This is a genomic window from Halobellus sp. MBLA0158 (assembly GCF_041477585.1).
Taxonomy (GTDB): Archaea; Halobacteriota; Halobacteria; order Halobacteriales; family Haloferacaceae; genus Haloquadratum; species Haloquadratum rubicundus.
Window position 1 is genome coordinate 73,989 of sequence record NZ_JBGNYA010000001.1, and the last position, 15,569, is coordinate 89,557.

Below are 15,569 nucleotides of genomic sequence, written 5' to 3' on the forward strand. Positions count from 1 at the left end.
CGCGATTCTTGACGGGGGCGCGTCGACACCGGCTATGCGACAGTTCCTAATCGTCGGCCACGACGCGCCGACGACGCCCGACTTCTCGCTCGACGACGTCGCGGGCGGCGCCGGCCGCCTCGACGTGCTCTGCCGCTGTGTCACGAGCGCGTTCTTCCTCTCGCACGCGATCCGCGAGGACGTCCGGGTCCACCTCGTCCTCGGCGACGCGTTCACCGTCCGCTTCGACGGCGCGGACCTCCGCCGGCTCAACCCCGACGAGCGGAGCACGGCCGCGCTGATCCGCACGGCGTTAGACCACCGCGAGGACGCGATCGGCCACATACCCGCCGAGAGCACGCCCGGCGTCTCGATCCGCCGGATGGGATTCGAGGCGACGCTCGCCGACCTCGCCGACGAGGCGACCGTCGTCGAACTCCACGAGGACGGCGCCCCCGTCGCGGACGTCGACCCGCCCGCGGACCCGCTCTTCGTGCTCTCGGACCACCGCGACTTCAGCGACGCGGAGGCCGACCTCCTGGCCGACGCGGCGGACGAGCGAGTGCGGCTGAGTCCCGAAGTCCTCCACGCCGACCACGCGATCACCGTCGCGCACAATTACCTGGACACCGACGGCTACACCACCTACTGAGAGATGAGCGACGCCGATGCTGACACCACCGCGGGAGACCGCCGGACTACGCACGCGCCTGACCGCGACGACCGTTTTGCGGTCCCGCTCGTCGGCGTCGCCGTCGATCCGGAGACGCGCTGTGCGCACTGGGACGACGCGGTCGACATCGTGGCGCTCCGCTTCGGTTGTTGTGAGGCGTTCTCGCCGTGCCACGCGTGTCACGACGAGGCCACCGAGCACGATCCCGAGCCGTGGCCGCGCGAGCGGTTCGACGAGCCGGCGGTGCTGTGCGGCGCCTGCGGAGCGACGCTCACGGCGCGGAGGTACCTCGACGGCGACGACGCGTGTCCCGCCTGCGGCGCGGCGTTCAATCCGGGGTGTCGGCGCCACCGGGAGCGGTACTTCGAGGTCGGCGGCGACGGCGAGCCGAACCTCGACGCCTGACGGGCGCGGCGCGGGCTCTGACGGTTCGGAAGCGTTAAAAGAACGAACGACGACGGTACGAGTGTGGGCCGGTGGGGTAGCTTGGTATCCTTCGGCCTTCGGGTGGCCGTAACCGCAGTTCGAATCTGCGCCGGCCCATTTTTCCCCACTTCAGAACGACGAGCCGCCGCTATGGACCGTATTCGCCTTCGGACGGAGGAACGCTCACAGCAGCGCCGCCACGATCACCGCGCCGTTCCACACCGTCACGACGAACCCCAACATACAGAGCGCGAGCGGAACGCCGATGCTGTGCGGGTGAGGGACGATCCGGTACAGGCCATAAAAGCCCGCGACGACGGCGACCTTCAGCGGAACGAGGAGCGGGAGCCCGTAGGTGTTGATCAGCCAGGCCACGAGCGGGCTCGCCTCGACGACCGTGTGCAGGTGATAGCCCGAGAGCGTCGTGACGACGTCGCCGACGAGAAAGAACACTATCGTCCCCTGCCACCAGAGGGGAGTCAGTCCGGACAGCAGTTCGATCGAGGAGTCCGAGTGGGTGTCAATCATCGTCGGGAGGGGGCCTTCGGTGCGGCTTTCGGTCGCGGCGAACGACCACGCGGCGACTGACGCCGCCTGACGGATGGATGACGTGACGTTCGGAAATTCGATTAGACTGACGTGTACTAAGTGTTTGGTTTGCGCCCCGGTCACACGCGATCACACGGCGGCGTACGCGACGAGGTATCCGGCTGCGGCGACCGTGAGCGCCGTGAGCGCGCCGACGACCGCGACGAACCGCGGGTCGCGGTCGAGCCCGGCGGACGATCGGACGGCGTCGCCGCCGCGGGCGGACAGCCAGATCCACCCGCCCACGAGGAGCGCAAGCGGAACGATCGTGAAGCCGAGGACGTGCGCGTCGGCGATCGTCGGCCGCGGGAGGACGAACGCGGCCGGCGCGTACACGAGTCCGAGGCCCGCACGCGGGTCGACGGCGTCGCGGAGGGCGGTCTGCGACCCGCCCGGGGAGGCCAGCTGCGCGTAGACCGCCACGGCGGCCCAGACCGCCGCGACCTCGACGAAGAGGATCCCGAGGAGGTTCAGCGTCGGATCGACCGAGAGGACGACGCGCTCGGTCAGGAGCGGTGGGCCGAACGGCGACAGCAGCGGCGGCGGCGACGCCAGGAAGACGTCGCCGAACGGGTGAGTCAGAAATCCGACGCCGGCGGCGAGCATCGTCGCGGTAGGTGGAAGAGGGGTTCGTCGGGCGACGGCGGCCCCGGCGACGGCCGCGACGAGGAGGAACGCGGCCGCGACGACCGCCGCGGAGAGTCCGACCGTCGAGCGGAAGCCCCACAGGATCGCGAGCCCCGCCAGGAGAGCGACGGCCGCGGTGACGACGGCGGACGGCGACGGGTCGGATCGGCGCGCTCGCCCGACGAGGTGGCCCGCGCCGAAGGCGAGCGTCGCGGCGGCGCCGACGGGGAGCGGATGGGTGACGACGCGGTGGACGCGGTTTGCGACGCCCCAGAACGCCTCCCAGCCGAGCGGGACCCCGCCGGCGACGGCGGCGGCGTACGTGGCGACGGCGTACGCGACGTCGAGGTCCGGGAGGAGCGCCGCGAGCGCGGCGACGCCCGCGAGCGCGAGCGCGGTCCGCGCGTCGCGGCCGGCGCGGCGCGCACCCCACCCCGCGAGGGCGAACGCGAGGCACTCGTGGCCGACGAACATCGCTCGTCTCCGCGCTGGCCGCCGGGCGAGATAGGTCTTGTCCTCGCGGGGCGTCTCCGCTGGCGCGGCCGGCGGCGGATCTTTGTCCGGCGAGCGCCAACGGGTGGTCGTGAACGGGACCGCCATCGACCACGTGAAACTGCAGATCCCCGCCGACGGGATCGAGACCGCACTGGCGTTCTACCGGGACGGGCTCGGCTTCGAGATCGACGGGATGGACCTGTACGAGTCCGGCGAGAAGCCGTTCTTCTCGGTCCGGCTCGCGCCCGGCGCCGTGATCCACCTCGAACCGTCCGACGACTTCGCGGCGCCGTCGCGGACCGCCTACGACCACGTCGCCGTCCGCGTCGACGACACGATCGAGGGGGTCGAGGCGGCGCTCGACGACGCGGGGATCGAGATCGACCGCCGGCTCGACCCGCTGGGCGCGACGGGCGTGGCGCCCGCCGTGTACGTCACGGACCCGTTCGGCTACCGGATCGAACTGAAGGCCGAGCGGGCGTAGCGCCGCGGCGACTCCGGCGGCCGACACCGAACGGTTTTTCTCGCTGTTGCCCCGTGCTACACCCAGTCGATGCGATCCAAGGTCCCCGGACTCGGCGGCTCCCGCTCCGCGGAGCGCGCCGGCGCGCTGCTCGCACTCGCGGGCGTCGTCCTCTTCATCTCCTCGCTCGTCGTCGGCGCCGCGCTCGCCCCGGACGTCGGCGCCGCCACCGACGGCGAGACGCGGCAGACGCTCGTGGGGTCCCACGGCGGCGGCCCCGGTCTCCACGAGAAGGGCTCTGTCTACCTCCTCGACGGCCGCGAGATCCAGTGGCGCGCCGGCGACACGGACAGCTACTTCGACGTCACGATGCTCCCGGACGGGCGGGTGATGGCCGGCTTCATGGACGGCGGCTACACCGACTGTGCCCCCTACGAGTCCCCCTGCACCCGCACCGGCTTCCGGATCATCGATCCGAACGCCGGGAGCGAGGCCGGTCCCGAGATCGTCTCCGAGTACTCCTTCCCGGTCCGGACGCCGAAGAACAGCGAGGTCCACGACGTCGAGCGGCTGGACTCGGGCGAGTACCTCGTCACGGACATGGAGTACGAGCGGATCTTCACCGTGAGCGAGGGCGAGATCACCTGGCAGTGGAACGCCAGCGAGCGCTACGACGCGCCCGCGGATCCGACCCGGACCGACTGGCTCCACATCAACGACGTCGACGTCATCTCCGAGGACCGCTACCTGGTCTCGGTCCGCAACGCGCACCAGCTCGTGATCGTCGAGCGCGGCGAGGGCGTCGTCGAGGTGATCAACGAGGGCGACGGCGACGGCGGCAGCCCGAGCTCGAGGGGCGATCCGACGGTGCTCCGCCAGCAGCACAACCCCCAGTGGCTCGGCAACGGGACCGTGCTGGTCGCCGACAGCCACAACGATCGGATCGTCGAACTGCGGAGAAACGAGAGCGGCGACTGGAACGTCGCGTGGGCGCTCTACGAGGCCGAGGGCGTGACGTTCAACTGGCCGCGCGACGCCGACCGCCTCCCCAACGGCAACACGCTCGTCACCGACTCGCTGAACAAGCGGATCGTGGAGGTGAACCGCACGGGCGCGACCGTCTGGAGTTACGGGACGCCGCAGGTGCCCTACGAGGCCGAGCGACTGCCGGCAGGCGAGCGGGTCGGCGGCGTCGCCTACGCCGACGGCGGCGGCGCGACGACGATCGGCGAGGGCCGGGACGTGCCCGTGCTGTCGTTCCTGCTCGTCGTCCTCCAGACCGGCCTCCAGACGCCGTTCTGGTTCGGCGAGGCCCACGTCGCGGTCGCGCTCATCTCGCTGGCGTGCGTGCTCGGCGGGGCGGGAACGGCCCTGCGGGGTCGGCTCCGCGGGTAGGGCTCGACCGCGAGGACCCCCCTGCTTCTTGCCCGTCGAGGTGGAGACACGGATATGGTCGACAGCGAGCCTTCCAGCGGCGACGACCTGGCCTGGACGACGACCGGGAGCGACATCGACTACGCCTGCCCGGGCTTCGAGGTGCGGCGCGACGACGTGGTCCTGCCGGACGGCACCAAGACGGACTTTCACTACGTCGACGAGCCGCCCGCGGTGGTCGTCCTCCCCTTTACGCCCGACGGCGACGTCGTCCTCGTCGAGGAGTGGCGCCAGGCCGTCGGGCGCGTCAACCGCGGCCTGCCCGCCGGGACGGCCGAGTCCGACGACGCCGACCTCGACGACGCCGCACGCAGGGAACTCGGCGAGGAGACCGGATACGAGGCCGACGCCGTCGAGCACCTCTTCGCCGCCGAGCCGGCCAACGGCCTCCTCGACAGCGTCCACCACTACTTCGTCGCTCGCGGCTGTGAGCCGTCGGGCGAACAGGACCTCGACTTCAACGAGAGCATCCGCGTAGTCACCGCCGACTACGACGACCTCCTGACCGAGGTCCTCGACGGGGACGTCCGCGACGGCCGGACGGCGCTCGGGATCACCCGCTACGAACTCGCGGAGCGCTGGCGGTGAGGCCGGTCGGCCGACGATGACGGCGGCACGCCGACGGTGACGGAGAGCGGAGAGACGAAGCGCTTTGACGAGAACGGAGAGACGAAGCGTTTTGACGCGGGGGTCCGTACTGCGGGTGTGTCCCCCGAAACCGATTCAGTCGGCGGCGCCGACGGGCTCGCGGACGGCGAACGGCTCCGGGCGGTCGTCCGGGCGCTCGCGGCCGCCGTGCTCCTGGCGGGCGTCGGCATCGCGGTCGGCGGGATCCTGGTCCTCGCCGCCGCGTTCGTCTTGGGCCTGTCCGGCGTCGATATCACGCCGCTCCTGAGTATCGTCCTCTCGCTTGCCCTCGCGACCGGCGTCGGCTTCGGCGGCGTCGCGCTCGCGTATCTCCGGTACCGCGGTCAGGGACTGGACTACGTCGGCGTGGCGGTGCCCTCCCTCCGCGAGGTCGCGTTCGTCATCGCCGGCTACGTGGCGGCGATGGGGCTCCTGGTCGTCGCGTCGGTGATCATCTCGACGACCGGCGCGGAGGCCGCGCCGAACACGGCCGCGGAGGTCGGGATGCAGAACCCCGAGATCCTGCTCCTCCTAGTGCCGGCGTCGCTGCTCCTGATCGGACCGGGCGAGGAACTGCTCTACCGCGGCGTCGTCCAGAACCGCCTCGGCGAGGCGCTGCCCGCGCCCGCCGCGATCGTCCTCGCGAGCCTCATCTTCGCGTCGATCCATTACTTCTCGCTCGCTGGCGCGCCGCGGGCGCGACTGGTCAGCATCTCCGTGCTCGTGCTCCCGACGCTGGTCTTCGGAACGGTGTACGAACTCACCGACAACATCGTCGTCCCGGCGCTGATCCACGGGATCTACAACGCGACGCTGTTCTCGATGCTGTATCTCACGCTCCAGTTCGCCGGCTCGGAACAGTTCCCGCAGGCGCTCGTCGCCGGGGTCTTCTGAGCGGCGCGGGCGAGTTCGGGTCGATCCGAGTTCAGGTCGGTCCGAGTTCGGGCCGGATCGAATCCGAGTCAGAATCCGGAACCCGAATCGATCGACGGCGCGTACGCTACACCAACGTCCACGCGAAATAGAGGCCGCCGAGGAGGAACGCGACGCCGACGACCTGGACGAGTCGCCGCCAGCGGGTCGGGAACGCGTTCCCGGCGTCCGCGCCCGCATCCGCCTTTCCCGCCGAGGCGCCGTCCTCGCCGTACCGGCCGTATCGGTCGTCGGGCAGCCGTCCGGCGGCCTGGATCCGGACGACGGTCTCGGGCGAGGCGACGAACAGCAGTCCGAGCGCGACCCCGAGGACGGCGGCCGCGAGCGTGCGGAGGTCGACCATCGGCCGTTACCCGCGCAGGCGCTCGATCCGCTTTTCGATCGGCGGGTGCGTCGCGAACAGGCGGGCGAGGCCGCGCTCCTCGCCGAAGATGCAGAGGGCGTTCACCTGCGAGTCGACCGCGGACTCCTGGGTCCGCTCGTTCCCGCGGCTGATCTTCTCCAGGGCGCGGGCGAGCGGGTCGCCGCCGCCGATGGCGTCGGCGGCGTCGCTGTCGGCGACGTACTCCCGGTACCGGGAGATGGCGAAGACGAAGAGCATCACGAGCAGTTGGGTGATCTGGCCGACGACGATCGCGAGGAAGAAGTCCGCGATGTCGTTGTCGCCGGTCAGGAGCACGGCCCACTGGGCGACGATGGCGACGATGGAGGCGACCCCCTGGCCGAGCACCATCATCACCACGTCGCGGTTGCGGATGTGCGCGAGCTCGTGCGCGAGGACGCCCTCGACCTCGTCGGCGCTCAGCCGCGAGAGCAGTTCCTCGCTGACGACGACCGTGCCCGCGCCCTTGCGACCGACCGCGAAGGCGTTGGGGACGCCCATCCGCGCGATCATCAGCCGCGGCTTCTCGATGCCCATCGACTCCGAGAGCGACTCGACGCGCCGGTGGATCTCCGGGTACCGGTCCTCGGGCAGGTCCTCGGCGCCGACGCTCCGGATCGCCATCCACTTGCCGACCTTGTACTGGACGCCGACGAAGAGCACGCTCCCGAGCAGCACGAGCGAGAGCGGCCAGCCGAAGACGCCCATCACGACCACGGCCGCGACGGCGTAGAAGGCGAACAGGATCGATCCGACGATCGCCATCCGCGCTTTCAGTCCGAGGTGTCTCATACGGGGTTTTGTCGTCCGCGCGGACACAAGAATCCGGTGGTCGGCGGCGAGCGGGGAATCGGCTGACGGCGTCCGAGCTGTTGGCCGAGTGACCGCTCGGACGTGCGTTTATATGCGATGCCGCGGCCAGCGCCACCGTGATCTGACGGTCGCCCCGCGCCGAGAGCGGGTGTTCGGCACAGCGGCGCGGGCTACGGAGCAAGTGTGCCGACTGTACGCTATGCGGCCCGGGAGCGGCGGCGCCGACCGGAAAGCGACGGTTCTTACCGGCGGCTCTCCCTACCCGCGGTATGCGCGATCACTTCGAGGTCCGTCGGGGGGACGCCGCCGGGCGGATCGGCCGGCTGTCGGTCCCCCGCGCGGGCGTCACCGTCGAGACGCCGGCGCTGATGCCGGTCGTCAACCCGAACATCCGGACCATTCCTCCGAGAGAGCTCGAATCGGAGTTCGGCGCGGAGATCCTGATCACGAACTCCTACATCGTCCACAGCACCGACGACCTCCGCGAGCGGGCCGTCGAGGAGGGGCTCCACGACCTCCTCGGCTTCGACGGCGCGATCGTCACCGACTCGGGCTCGTTCCAGCTCGCGGAGTACGGCGAGATCGACGTGACGACGCGGGAGATCCTCGACTTCCAGCACGAGATCGGCTCGGACGTCGGGACGCCGATCGACATCCCCACGCCGCCGGACGTCGGCCGGGAGCGCGCCGAGCGGGAGCTAGAGCAGACCGAGGCGGCCCTGCGGGACGCCGAGGCCGCCGACACCGGCGAGATGCTGGTGAACGCGCCGGTGCAGGGGTCGACGTACCCGGACCTGCGCGAGGCGGCCGCCGGCCGCGCGGACGCGACCGACCTGGACGTGTTCCCCGTCGGCGCGGTCGTGCCGCTGATGAACAGCTACCGCTACGCCGAGATGATCGACGTCGTCGCCGCGGCGAAGCGCGGCCTCGGCCGCGACGCGCCGGTCCACCTGTTCGGCGCGGGCCACCCGATGATGTTCGCGGTCGCGGTCGCGGCCGGCTGTGACCTCTTCGACTCGGCGGCGTACGCCATCTACGCGCGCGACGATCGCTACCTGACCGTGCGGGGAACCGAGCACCTCGAAGACCTGGAGTACTTCCCCTGCTCGTGTGCGGTCTGCGCCGCGCACGATCCCGAGGAACTGCGCGGGTACGACGACGAGGAGCGCGAGCGCCTGCTGGCCGAGCACAACCTCCACGTGTCGTTCGCCGAGATCCGACGCGTGAAGCAGGCGATCCGCTCGGGGAACCTCCTCGAACTAGTGGAGTCGCGGGCGCGGTCCCACCCGGCGATGCTCGACGGCTACCGCGCGCTCCTGGACCACGCCGACCAGCTGGAGCGCGAGGATCCGATCTCGAAGGGCTCGTTCTTCTACCTCTCCGAGGAGTCGGCGCGCCGGCCGGAGGTGCGACGCCACCACGAGCGCGTGACGCGACTCGATCCGGAGGGCGAGGTGCTGCTGACCGAGGGCGGCATCCCCTCGGGCGACGCCTACGACGCGGCCTGGCGGGTCGTGCCGCCGTTCGGGCCGTTCCCGCGGGCGCTCTCGGAGACGTACCCGCTCACGGCCGAGGTCCCCGAGCGGAGCGACCGTCACGCGCAGGAGGCGGCCGCCGAGGGCGTCCGGGAACTGGTCGAAGCCAACCCCGGAACCGAGTTCGTCCTCGCTCACGACGACTGGCCCGCGTCGGCGCTAGCTCGGGTCCCCGATCGGGTCGCAATCGAGACGCTCGGCGGCGGTCGGTAGCCGACGCAGTCACCGCTCATCGGGCGCGACGTCGGCCATCCGCTCGGAGAAGTCCCACGAGTGGAGTCGCTCCGGCGACACCCGGATGCGGACCTCCTCGCGGTCGGGCCCGAGCAGGCGGTCGCCCAGTTCGTTGTCGGTCCCGCCCAAGTACCGCTCGAAGAGCGCCCGGAGCAGTCGCTTTTCGGTGTCCGGCTCGATCGACGCCGTCCCGCGGCCGCGGACGCCGCGGTACGGGTAGTCGTTGGTCGAGACCTCGAAGGAGACCTCGGGCTCGTGTCGGAGGAAGTCCACGACGTCCGCGTCGGCGCTCGTGGCACAGAGGATCTCCCGGTCGCGATCGGCGTCGCCGAGGCCCTCTGCGGGCGACCACCCCTCGTCGTCGACGGCGTCGCCGTCGGCCCAGACGTACCACAGCGAGAGCATCCAGGGGGTGTCGCCGGGCGTCCGGCAGCCGAGGCGAACGGGCACCCGGGCCGCCGTCAGGAACTCGTCGATCCCGGGGCGGGACCACGCGCCGGAGACGTGCATACGCGGGGATGGGACGCGGGGTGGCAAAAGTGCGCGGGCCGATCCGGGTTCGGCGGAAACGGAAGCAGGAGCAGGAGCGGGGACGGGAGTGAGAGGCGAAATGAGGGCTCGCGAACAGACAGATAATTCACGCTCGACAGCGCATGCGGGTGTATGACCGATTACTTTGAGGTACACAGGCGCGACGGGGCCGCCCGCCTGGGGGAGCTCCGACTCTCGGATCCGCTCCGGACGCCGGCGCTCGTCGACGGGAGCGTCGACGACGCGGGCAGCCTCTGGACGGACGAGCGCGGCGTCCCGAAGGGGTACAGGGAGATCCTGACGGTCCTCCCGCACCGGTCGTTCCCGGCGGGCACCGACGAGCGCGTCCAGGAGTCGTTCGCGGTCGACTACCCCGACGTCGACTACCCGAGCGCGGCGGTCGTCACGCCCGAGACGGCCGACGACTACGGCGCCGACGCGTACATCCTCTCGAACGCGAGCGGGTTCGTCGGACACGCCGCGGCCTTCCGCGAGGAGCTCATCGCCGCGCGTGAGGCGCTGCCGGCCGATACGGCGATCTACCTCTCGGGTGTCGCGACCCCGCGCAACGCCGCGACGCTCGTCTACGCCGGCGTCGACCTCCTCGACGCCAAGCGGGCGCGCGTCCGCGGCCTCGAAGGCTTCTATCTCACCTCGGAGGGCGAGTACTTCCTCGAAGACCTCGACGAACTGCCGTGTTCCTGCCCGGCGTGTCGCGGCAAGCACGTCGGCGAGGGCGTCCGCGGCGACGACCCCACGTCGGATCCGGCCGCCTTCGACGGCGAGGACTGCGCCGACCACAACGAGTACGCCCTCGAATCGGAACTGGCGACGGTCCGTCGACGGATCCGCGACGGCCGGCTCCGGGACTACATCGAGGGACAGGCCCGTCACGATCAGTGGCTCACGGCAGCGTTCCGGGAGTTCGACCAGCAGTACGGCTACCTGGAGGAGCGGACGCCCGTCGTCCGCGACACCGAACTCGCCGCCGCGACCGAAGACAGCCTCCGGCGCGTCGAGATCCAGCGGTTCGCCGAGCGCGTGACGACCCGGTACCGAAACCGGTTCTCGAATCCCCTCGTGTTGGTGCCGTGTTCGGCCACGAAGCCATACAGCGAGTCCCAGAGCCACGCGCAGTTCCACGACGCGATCCAGTACCGTGGGCACGTCGCGTCGATGACCTCGCCGATCGGCGTCGTCCCGATGGAACTGGAGCTGACCTACCCCGCCCAGCACTACGACACCGTCGTCACCGGCCGGTGGTCCGAAGACGAGAAGTCGTTCGTCGCCGACGTCCTCGGGCGCTACCTCGATCGCAACGACTACCCGCGGGTGATCGCGCACGTCCCCGACGAGGGCTACCGCGAGATCTGCGAGCGCGTCGCGGCCGACGTCGACGTCCCCTTCGAGTACACCGTCGAGGATCACCCGACTACGACCGATTCGCTCGCGAACCTGATGTCGACCCTCGACGAGGAGCTGAAATACAGCCGCCGCGAGCGCCAGCACAACACCGTGAAGGCGCTCGCGGACTACCAGTTCGGTCCCGGCGCGGGCGACGACCTCTTCGCGGACGTCGACCTGCAGGTCACGAGCCGCTATCCGAAACTGCAGGTCCGCGACGGCGACACCGAGGCGGGAGACGGCAACGACGACGGCCAGCAGTTGGCGACGATGGTCCCGCAGTACGGCGTCCTCTCGCTCACCCTCGACGGCGCCCGCGTCTGGGCGGAGTCCGACGTGCCGACGAAGCGCGTCGAGATCGACGAGTTCGTCCCGCACGGGAGCGTGCTCGCGCCGGGCGTCGTCGACGCCGACGAGGAGATCCGCGTCGGCGACGAGGTCGTCGTCGAGGGGCCGCGCGCCTTCGGCGTCGGCCGCGCGCAGATGTTCGGCGCGGAGATGGCCGAGTCGACCCGCGGCGAGGCGGTACAGATGCGGCACGTCGAAGAAGTAGAGGAGTCGTAGGAGGCACGTATGCCGCCGACAGTCGCCGCGTGCCAACTCGACGTGAGCGACCTGGCCGTCGGAGCCAACCTCGACGCCGTCGAGCGCCGGGTTCGGGACCTTCCGGACCGCGTCGACGTGGCGATCTTCCCGGAGTACGCGCTCACCGGCTTCGTGGCCGACGACCGCATCCGGGACGTCGCTGTCGACCGCGACGGAGAGCCCGTAGACCGAATCGAGGCGTTGGCGCGGGAGTCGACGACGGACCTCCTCGTCGGCTTCGTCGAGCGCGACGGCGACGCGCTGTACAACGCGGCGGGCTACGTCGCGGCCGACGGGTCGCGGACAGTCTACCGGAAGCGACACCTCTGGGATGGCGAGCGGGAAGTGCTTGAACCCGGAAACGATCTGATGACGGTCGACTCGCCCGTCGGCGAAGCGGGAATCCTCACCTGCTACGACCTCAATTTCGTCGGCGACAGCGCCGCGCTCGCGCGCCCGGAGGTCGAAGCCCTGTTCGTGCTCGGCGCCTGGCCCGCGGCCCACAGCGAGAACTGGACCCTCCTGCTGCGTGCGCGGGCGCTGGACGGCGTCCGGTGGACAATCGGCGCGGGGCGAACCGGCAGGCGGAAGCTCGCCGACGCCCGCGAGGTCGCGTACGCGGGCCGGTCGCTGGTCGCGAGCCCCGACGGCGGGATCCGTGCGAGCCTCGACAGGCAGGAGACCGACCTCGTCGTCGACCTCGATCCCAAGGCGCTCGCGCGGCAGCGGGACCTGGTCGGAGTCTACGACGAGGAGGGCGGACGCGGCGGCGAGTCGCGCGCGAGCGAGTGAGTCGCCGATGCCCGCGACTTTTTCATCCTGGCCCCCCTCGGTCGAGGTATGACGGACAACGCACCGGAGACGGACCGCGAGGTCTCCCTCGGCGTGCCGCAGGGCGTTCTCGAATCGCTCCCGGAGGACGGCCAGAACGCCGCGGCCGATATGAAAGAGGCCGTCGCAGGGCTGGAGCGCAGCCTCCAGGGGGCGATCGAGTCGGCCGACTCGGACTCGGAGGCGGCGGGCTACGCCGTCGACGCCATCGAGCACCTCGAAGACCGGATGGAGACCTACGACGGCTTCGTCCCGGAGCTCCGCGCGTGGGGCCAATCGCCGATCTACGCGATCGCGTGGCGGAACCTCTACGCCGAGGTGATCGCCCAGCTCTACGAGCACGAGTGGCTCGCGGACCACATCGACCGCGAGCGGAACTACCGGATGGTCGAAGACGGCATCCGGTTCGGGGACTGACAGGACCTCGGGACGGCGGCGACGTCTGCGACGCACACCAGCGCGCATCTTTTTTGCCGGCCGCGCTCCAGATTCGAGTATGTCGTTGCAACTGCGGTTCTTCGCCACCTTCCGGGAGGCGGTGGGGACGAAGACGATCACCCGCGACTACGACGCCGACACCGTCGGCGACGTCCTCGTCGCGCTCGAACGCGAGTTCGAGGGGCTGGCCGGCGAAATTCTGGACGATGGCGCGGTCCGACCGCAGGTGAACGTCCTCCTGAACGGCCGGGACATCGAACACCAGTCGGGCGTCGAGACGCCGATCGAACCGGACGACACGCTGAGCATCTTCCCGCCCGTCGCGGGCGGGGCGGGGAACGCGTGAGCGCCGAGTGGGAGACCCGCGAGCGGTCCTACCGGGGCATCTCGGTCCGGCTGGCTCGCAAGTACCTCGGAAAGCTCGGCGGCACCGCCGTCGACGACGAGCGCGTCGAGGCCGACGACTGGGCCGCCTCGCTGTCGGCCTCGAAGGTCTCGATCGGCCCGACGCTGGAGCTGACCGAGGTGACGGTGACGTTCGAGGGCGACCCCGACGCCCTGGACGACCTCATCGAGCGCTTCTCGCAGAAGGCGATGCGCGCCGGGGGCTGAGGGGGGACGATGATCGGCGACGGCGCCCCGCGCGGCGGTGACGAGCCCGAGGACGCGGACTCCGAGGGGCCGACGGTCCCGCTCGACGGCGACGTGCTCCTGTACGCGGGCGCGACCGCCAGCGTCGCGCCGGGACAGCTCGGACCGCTGCTCCGCCGGGTGCAAGCGGCGCTCGGCGGTCGGATCGACCGGTACCGACGGGCGTACGAGTGCGTCGCCGACGACGGGGCGCGCGCGGTGTTTCTCTGCCCCGAGGGTCACTGGGCGGAACTCGGCGCGGAGCTGGAACTGACCGACAAGGAAGCCGAGGCCGCCGAACGGGCGCACGCCCAACAGCTCCGGCGGATCGGCACCGAACAGGGTCGCCGGGACGAACTGGAGACGGCCTTAGAGATCAGGGAGGCGGTCGTGATCGGTCGCGACGAGGGGGCGAAAGAGTAGTGGCAGTAGAAATAACGCGCTGAGAGGACCTCAGGACTCGTTGCGCTCTTCTGCTGAGTTCGAGCGTTCCTCGACGGCCTCGTAGTACCGCGAGAGGAACTGCACGCGGGAGGGATCGGCGTCGTCGTCGCCCGGGCCGTCGATCGACTCGGCGTCGGCGGCCGTATCGAAGGCGGCCTCGCGTTCGAGGTCGACCAGGAGGGCTTCGAGGTCGCCCCGAGGCTGGTGACAGAGGTCGCGGTAACACTCCTTGCAGAGGTGTTCGAACGACTTGCCGTGTCGCTCCCAGCGGTTGCCGTGCTTGTCGTACTCGCGCGCCTCCGAGCGGGCGAGCGACGTCCCGCAGGCGATGCAGACCACCGTCGTCTCATCCCGGTTGTTCCGGGAACGCCACATACGGAAGCCCACGACCCACCCGCACTTAGCGTTTTTCCGCGCGGCCCGACGGCGGGGCCGAGTCCGTAGGCCGGGGCGGGGACGGGGATCACGAGTCCGGCCGTGTCGCGTCATTTATCGGCCGGCGCGCCGTTCGGCCGTGTATGCAGGTCAAATCCCGACACCACCTCCGCGCCGACGAGATCGACGACCTGGAGGCGACCATCGAGGCGGGAACGGGCGTCGAACTCGACGGCGACACCTACGAGATGGTCGAGCTCGCCGACGAGTCGTTCGACGTCGTCCTCGTCGACGGCGAGCCCGACGTCGTCCGCCTGGAGGGCGAACCGTCGCTGACCGTCCGGGGCGCGAACCGCCACGAGCCCACGAGGAACGTCGTCACCGTCGACGCGGGCGCGATCTCGTTCGTCAGCGACGGCGCCGACGTGATGCGGCCCGGCATCGTCGAGGCCGACGGCGAGATCGAGGCGGACGACCTCGTCACGGTCGCCGAGGAGACCCACGGGAAGGTGCTGGCGATCGGCCGCGCGCTCGTCGGCGGCGACGAGATGACGGGCGACTCCGGGAAGGTCGTCGAGTCGATCCACCACGTCGGCGACGACCTCTACGAGTTTTCGGTCTGAGGGGCCCGAGGCCGCCGCTCCGGCCCGCGCTCGCGGCCCAGCATCCGAGGCGTCAGACGCGCGTCTGACGTAAGAACTAACGTGTTACTGGCGTTTGGGAGTGGTATGGGGATAATGAGCAAGATCATCAGCGGGGGCGGACAGCACACGACCGACGAGTACCTCGACCTCGATGTCGAGGGGATCGAGGGGTCGACCGGCGAGGCCGGCGCCGGGATGCGCGTCCGCATCGCGACGATCAGCGGGAAACAGGACGTCATCGACATCAAGGACGCCGTCTACGACGGCGACCTGGTGATCGCTGACATCACGCGCCACACGACGAGCGACAGCACGATGGAACACATCATGGACGACCTCCGGCAGGTCGCCGAAGAGGTAAACGGCGACATCGCCCAGAAGGGCGACGACCAGGTCATCATCGCCCCCACCGGCGTCGGCGTCGCGCGGCAGAAACTGAACTGAGTCGCGGCCGCGGTCGGTCCCGTTCGGCGGTCGG

General features: G+C 70.5%; 21 protein-coding genes and 1 tRNA gene. 16 read left to right on the forward strand and 6 right to left on the reverse strand.

Annotated elements, in window-relative coordinates; translation table 11 throughout:
- Positions 1-34 precede the first annotated feature (34 nt).
- From trmY to OS889_RS00375, 3 genes are all read left to right on the forward strand, one after another.
- Positions 35-631 (forward strand): tRNA (pseudouridine(54)-N(1))-methyltransferase TrmY, encoded by a 597-nt coding sequence (gene trmY, locus OS889_RS00365; RefSeq protein ID WP_372386498.1) that lies wholly within the window; start codon positions 35-37, stop codon positions 629-631.
- Positions 632-634: 3 nt separating this feature from the next.
- The gene (locus tag OS889_RS00370) at positions 635-1,057 is read left to right on the forward strand and encodes a CHY zinc finger protein (protein ID WP_372386499.1); all 423 of its coding nucleotides are present in this window, start codon (positions 635-637) and stop codon (positions 1,055-1,057) included.
- 65 nt (positions 1,058-1,122) lie between these two features.
- Positions 1,123-1,195 (forward strand) — tRNA-Pro (locus OS889_RS00375).
- A 66-nt stretch (positions 1,196-1,261) separates the two neighbouring features.
- On the opposite strand, the gene OS889_RS00380 is transcribed toward OS889_RS00375, so the two are convergent.
- Positions 1,262-1,606, reverse strand: a complete 345-nt coding sequence (locus tag OS889_RS00380) for a DUF5658 family protein (protein WP_372386500.1) — start codon at positions 1,604-1,606, stop codon at positions 1,262-1,264.
- 150 nt (positions 1,607-1,756) lie between these two features.
- Positions 1,757-2,767, reverse strand: coding sequence for a metal-dependent hydrolase (locus OS889_RS00385; protein WP_372386501.1), 1,011 nt, complete (start codon positions 2,765-2,767; stop codon positions 1,757-1,759).
- A 109-nt stretch (positions 2,768-2,876) separates the two neighbouring features.
- Here OS889_RS00385 and OS889_RS00390 point away from each other — a divergent pair, with 109 nt between their 5' ends.
- The 4 genes from OS889_RS00390 (at position 2,877) to OS889_RS00405 (ending at position 6,206) form a co-directional block, all read left to right on the forward strand.
- Positions 2,877-3,272: a VOC family protein gene (locus tag OS889_RS00390; protein ID WP_372386502.1), complete on the forward strand. Its 396-nt coding sequence runs from the start codon at positions 2,877-2,879 to the stop codon at positions 3,270-3,272.
- A 69-nt stretch (positions 3,273-3,341) separates the two neighbouring features.
- Positions 3,342-4,646, forward strand: a complete 1,305-nt coding sequence (locus tag OS889_RS00395) for a hypothetical protein (protein WP_372386503.1) — start codon at positions 3,342-3,344, stop codon at positions 4,644-4,646.
- A 54-nt stretch (positions 4,647-4,700) separates the two neighbouring features.
- Entirely contained in the window at positions 4,701-5,273 is a 573-nt protein-coding gene (locus tag OS889_RS00400; RefSeq protein ID WP_372386504.1) for an NUDIX hydrolase, read from the forward strand.
- Positions 5,274-5,390: 117 nt separating this feature from the next.
- Positions 5,391-6,206: a CPBP family intramembrane glutamic endopeptidase gene (locus tag OS889_RS00405; protein WP_372386505.1), complete on the forward strand. Its 816-nt coding sequence runs from the start codon at positions 5,391-5,393 to the stop codon at positions 6,204-6,206.
- A gap of 106 nt (positions 6,207-6,312) precedes the next feature.
- Here the strand turns inward: OS889_RS00405 and OS889_RS00410 are convergent, their stop codons facing one another.
- Positions 6,313-6,588 carry a hypothetical protein gene (locus OS889_RS00410; protein WP_372386506.1) on the reverse strand — a complete coding sequence of 92 codons (276 nt, stop codon included), beginning with the start codon at positions 6,586-6,588 and terminating at the stop codon, positions 6,313-6,315.
- Positions 6,589-6,594: 6 nt separating this feature from the next.
- Complete coding sequence (locus OS889_RS00415) at positions 6,595-7,419, reverse strand: M48 family metallopeptidase (RefSeq protein ID WP_372386507.1); 825 nt, start codon at positions 7,417-7,419, stop codon at positions 6,595-6,597.
- A gap of 290 nt (positions 7,420-7,709) precedes the next feature.
- Between OS889_RS00415 and tgtA the strand changes: the two genes are divergently transcribed.
- A complete protein-coding gene (gene tgtA / locus OS889_RS00420) occupies positions 7,710-9,188 on the forward strand; it encodes a tRNA guanosine(15) transglycosylase TgtA (RefSeq protein WP_372386508.1) in 1,479 nt (492 codons plus the stop codon).
- Positions 9,189-9,197: 9 nt separating this feature from the next.
- Here the strand turns inward: tgtA and OS889_RS00425 are convergent, their stop codons facing one another.
- Positions 9,198-9,719: a pyridoxamine 5'-phosphate oxidase family protein gene (locus tag OS889_RS00425; protein ID WP_372386509.1), complete on the reverse strand. Its 522-nt coding sequence runs from the start codon at positions 9,717-9,719 to the stop codon at positions 9,198-9,200.
- Between the two features lie 153 nt (positions 9,720-9,872).
- On the opposite strand from OS889_RS00425, the gene arcS reads away from it, so the two are divergent.
- The 6 genes from arcS (at position 9,873) to OS889_RS00455 (ending at position 14,051) form a co-directional block, all read left to right on the forward strand.
- Positions 9,873-11,708 (forward strand): archaeosine synthase subunit alpha, encoded by a 1,836-nt coding sequence (arcS, locus tag OS889_RS00430; RefSeq protein ID WP_372386510.1) that lies wholly within the window; start codon positions 9,873-9,875, stop codon positions 11,706-11,708.
- A gap of 9 nt (positions 11,709-11,717) precedes the next feature.
- Positions 11,718-12,521, forward strand: a complete 804-nt coding sequence (locus OS889_RS00435) for a carbon-nitrogen hydrolase family protein (RefSeq protein WP_372386511.1) — start codon at positions 11,718-11,720, stop codon at positions 12,519-12,521.
- A gap of 48 nt (positions 12,522-12,569) precedes the next feature.
- Entirely contained in the window at positions 12,570-12,977 is a 408-nt protein-coding gene (locus OS889_RS00440; protein WP_372386512.1) for a DUF7971 family protein, read from the forward strand.
- 79 nt (positions 12,978-13,056) lie between these two features.
- Positions 13,057-13,344, forward strand: coding sequence for a ubiquitin-like small modifier protein 1 (locus tag OS889_RS00445; RefSeq protein WP_372386513.1), 288 nt, complete (start codon positions 13,057-13,059; stop codon positions 13,342-13,344).
- Positions 13,341-13,610 carry a MoaD-like domain-containing protein gene (locus OS889_RS00450; protein ID WP_372386514.1) on the forward strand — a complete coding sequence of 90 codons (270 nt, stop codon included), beginning with the start codon at positions 13,341-13,343 and terminating at the stop codon, positions 13,608-13,610. Before OS889_RS00445 ends, OS889_RS00450 begins: the two co-directional genes overlap by 4 nt.
- 9 nt (positions 13,611-13,619) lie before the next feature.
- Positions 13,620-14,051, forward strand: coding sequence for a DUF8048 family protein (locus OS889_RS00455; RefSeq protein ID WP_372386515.1), 432 nt, complete (start codon positions 13,620-13,622; stop codon positions 14,049-14,051).
- Positions 14,052-14,081: 30 nt separating this feature from the next.
- On the opposite strand, the gene OS889_RS00460 is transcribed toward OS889_RS00455, so the two are convergent.
- Positions 14,082-14,447 carry a DUF7562 family protein gene (locus OS889_RS00460; protein WP_372386516.1) on the reverse strand — a complete coding sequence of 122 codons (366 nt, stop codon included), beginning with the start codon at positions 14,445-14,447 and terminating at the stop codon, positions 14,082-14,084.
- Between the two features lie 143 nt (positions 14,448-14,590).
- Here OS889_RS00460 and OS889_RS00465 point away from each other — a divergent pair, with 143 nt between their 5' ends.
- Together OS889_RS00465 and OS889_RS00470 are read left to right on the forward strand one after the other, a co-directional pair.
- Positions 14,591-15,070 carry an RNA-binding protein gene (locus OS889_RS00465; protein WP_372386517.1) on the forward strand — a complete coding sequence of 160 codons (480 nt, stop codon included), beginning with the start codon at positions 14,591-14,593 and terminating at the stop codon, positions 15,068-15,070.
- Positions 15,071-15,175: 105 nt separating this feature from the next.
- Entirely contained in the window at positions 15,176-15,535 is a 360-nt protein-coding gene (locus OS889_RS00470; protein WP_372386518.1) for a cell division protein SepF, read from the forward strand.
- The last annotated feature ends 34 nt before the right edge of the window (positions 15,536-15,569 follow it).